Here is a 3,101-nt window from a genome sequence, read left to right as displayed (position 1 = left end):
GACCTGTGCACCATGCTTGGTGATCCCGCCGGCGAGCATATCGCCACGGTCGAGCACATCATGGCGGCGCTGTTTGGGCTCGGCATCGACAATGTCGCTGTCGAGATCGACGGTTCCGAGGTTCCGATCTTCGATGGCAGCGCCATGGCGTTCGTCGAAGCCATCGACCAGGCGGGCATCGAGACGCTTTCGGTCAAGCGCCGCTATATCAGGGTCATCAAGCCGGTCCGCATCGAGAACGGCGCCTCGTGGGCGGAGTTTCGGCCCTATGACGGAACCCGTTTCGAGATCGAGATCGACTTCGAAAGCCCGGCGATCGGCCGTCAGCTGTTTGCCTCCGACCTCAATGCCGATATTTTCCGTCGCGACATCGCGCGCGCCCGCACCTTCGGCTTCATGAAGGATGTCGAGCGGCTGTGGGCTGCAGGCTATGCGCTCGGCTCCTCGCTGGAGAATTCGCTGGTGATCGGCGACGACAACCGCGTCATCAACATGGGCGGCCTGCGCTATCCCAACGAATTCGTGCGCCATAAAACGCTGGACGCCATGGGCGACCTGGCGCTGGCCGGCGCCCGTTTCATCGGCTGCTTCCGCTCCTATCGCGGCGGCCACAGGATGAATGCCGCGGCCCTGCGCCGCCTGCTGTCGGATCGCACGGCGTTCGAGATCGTCGAGACGACGCGCCGGGAGCGTGGCCGCAGCGCCGAGATGAACGCCGTCAACGCGCCGCTCTACGCGCCCTGGATGATCTGATTTTCCCAGGTTTTTCGGGTTCCATGGGGAATTGCGCGTGTTGCAGGAATGCACCACCCGCCAGTGAAATTGCATTGATGTCCAAGCTGCGTCCGGCCGCCACAAAAATGTGCGATTGGCCGGAGATAGCGTTGCCGGGCAAGGCGGTTATGGTTTATGGCTGCTGCCGTCGATTAGTGCATGTCGTTCAAAAGTGGGGACCAGTTTTGAAACAATGGCATGCAACTGGCATTGAAATAGCGCCGAAAGGGCGAGATCCAATCATGTTCTTCAAGCGAGTTGGTCAATTGAAAGCACCGCAGAGGGCCGTTTTCCTGGCGCTTTCAGTAGTTGTTCCATCGCTCTTCCTGTCGGCCTGCATGTCGTCGGAGAAAGATATCGACCTGTCGACCTATGTCGACCAGACCGAACCGGCCGATGTTCTCTACAATCAGGGCCTTGCCAATCTCAATGCCGGACGCCTGCAGGAGGCGAGCCGCAAGTTCGACGCCGTCGACCGCCAGCACCCCTATTCGGAATGGGCTCGCAAATCGATGGTGATGGGCGCTTTCGCCGATTATCGCCAGGGCAATTACGACGAGGCGATCGGCTCGGCCAAGCGCTACCTCACGCTCTATCCATCGACCGATGACGCCGCCTATGCGCAGTACATCATCGGCTTGAGCTATTACCGCCAGATCAAGGACGTGACGCAGGACCAGAAGGAAGCGCGCCAAACCGTTCAGACAATGCAGGATCTGGTGACGCGCTGGCCGACATCGGAATATGTCGACGACGCCAAGGAAAAGATCCGCTTCGCCAACGATCAGTTGGCCGGCAAGGAAATGCAGATCGGCCGCTACTATCTCGAGCGCCGGGAATACATCGCCGCCGTCAAGCGCTTCCGCACCGTGGTCGAGAATTATTCCAACACGCGCCATGTCGAGGAGGCGCTCGCCCGCCTGACCGAAAGCTATTACGCGATGGGTCTGACTTCGGAGGCGCAGACGGCCGCCGCCGTGCTCGGCACCAACTATCCCGACAGCTCGTGGTACAAGGATTCCTACAAGCTGTTGCAAAGCAATGGGCTTGCACCGCGCGAAAATGCCGGATCGTGGATATCCAAGGCCGGGAAATTGATCACCGGGGCTTGACCCCCCAAGCAGACGTCGCGGGCTTCGCCAACGCGCCGTCTGCCTGATTTCGTTGTTTGTCGCAGGTTCTTGTCGCAAAACCGCGGAACACTTTTGCGGAACCTGCTTGGAGCATCGGATCGAAGCGTACGCAGCGCTTTTTTCGGATTGATCCGGTGCTCAAACAAAAAGATAGTGCGCCGCTGCGACTGCAAATGGTCGCGTGCCGTCCTAGATTCGGGTTCTGATGCTCTCCAGACTGTCGATCCGCGATATCGTCCTGATCGAGAAGCTGGATATCGACTTCCAGCCGGGTCTTTCGGTGCTGACCGGCGAAACCGGTGCCGGCAAGTCCATCCTGCTCGATGCCCTGTCGCTGGCGCTTGGTGCGCGCGGTGACGCGTCGCTGGTGCGCCATGGCGCGGCGCAAGGCCAGGTTATCGCCGTCTTCGACGTGCCGCGCAATCATCCGGCCCGTGCGCTGCTAGCCGACAATGCCATCGAGGATGACGGCGACATCATCCTGCGCCGCCTTCAGACCGCGGACGGCCGTACCCGTGTCTTCGTCAACGATCAGCCTTCGAGCGTCACCTTGATGCGCGATGTCGGGCGCGCGTTGGTCGAGATCCACGGCCAGCACGATGAACGTGCTCTGGTCGATCCCGGCGCTCACCGCGAGGTGCTCGATGCTTTCGGCGGCCATCTCGGCGCCGTTCGCTCGACTGGCGAGGCATGGCGGCATTGGCGCGCCTGCGAGCAGGAGTTGTCGCGCCACCGTGCCAAGGTGGCGGCGGCGGCGCGCGAGGCCGACTATCTGCGTGCGGCGGTGGCGGAATTGACAAAGCTCGATCCGCAGCCGGGTGAGGAGACCGATCTTGCCGAACTGCGCGCGTCGATGATGCGGGCCGAGAAGATCGCGTCCGAAATCCATGACGCGCAGGATGTGCTGTCCGGCCCGTCGTCGCCCTTGCCGCAACTGGCCAGCCTGCTGAGGCGGCTGCAACGCAAGGTGACGGAGGCGCCAGGCCTGCTCGACGACGTGGTCAAGTCGCTCGACGAGGCGATGCTGTCGCTCGACGCGGCCCAATCGGGCGTCGAGGCCGCACTGCGCGCCACCGAATATGATCCGCAGCGGCTGGAGAAAGCGGAGGAGCGGCTGTTCTCGTTGCGCGCGGCCTCACGCAAGCACAGCGTCGCCGTCGACGATTTGGCGCAACTGCGCGACACGATGTCGGC

Annotated in this window: 3 protein-coding genes; all 3 read left to right on the top strand. The window is 62.0% G+C overall.

Annotation, left to right across the window (positions count from 1 at the left end; genetic code table 11):
* Positions 1-753, top strand: a 753-nt coding sequence (lpxC, locus tag EN994_RS24485) for a UDP-3-O-acyl-N-acetylglucosamine deacetylase (RefSeq protein ID WP_127307866.1), incomplete at its 5' end; no start/stop codon positions are given.
* Positions 754-1,016: 263 nt separating this feature from the next.
* Positions 1,017-1,886, top strand: a complete 870-nt coding sequence (locus EN994_RS24480) for an outer membrane protein assembly factor BamD (RefSeq protein ID WP_063168306.1) — start codon at positions 1,017-1,019, stop codon at positions 1,884-1,886.
* Positions 1,887-2,112: 226 nt separating this feature from the next.
* On the top strand, positions 2,113-3,101 hold a 989-nt coding region (locus EN994_RS24475), incomplete at its 3' end, for an AAA family ATPase (RefSeq protein ID WP_164746138.1).

The organism is Mesorhizobium sp. M7A.F.Ca.CA.002.09.1.1, from assembly GCF_003998555.1.
Lineage (GTDB): Bacteria > Pseudomonadota > Alphaproteobacteria > Rhizobiales > Rhizobiaceae > Mesorhizobium > Mesorhizobium ciceri.
The sequence above is the reverse complement of the archived record's forward strand: the minus strand, read 5'-3'. Positions and strand labels throughout refer to the sequence as shown.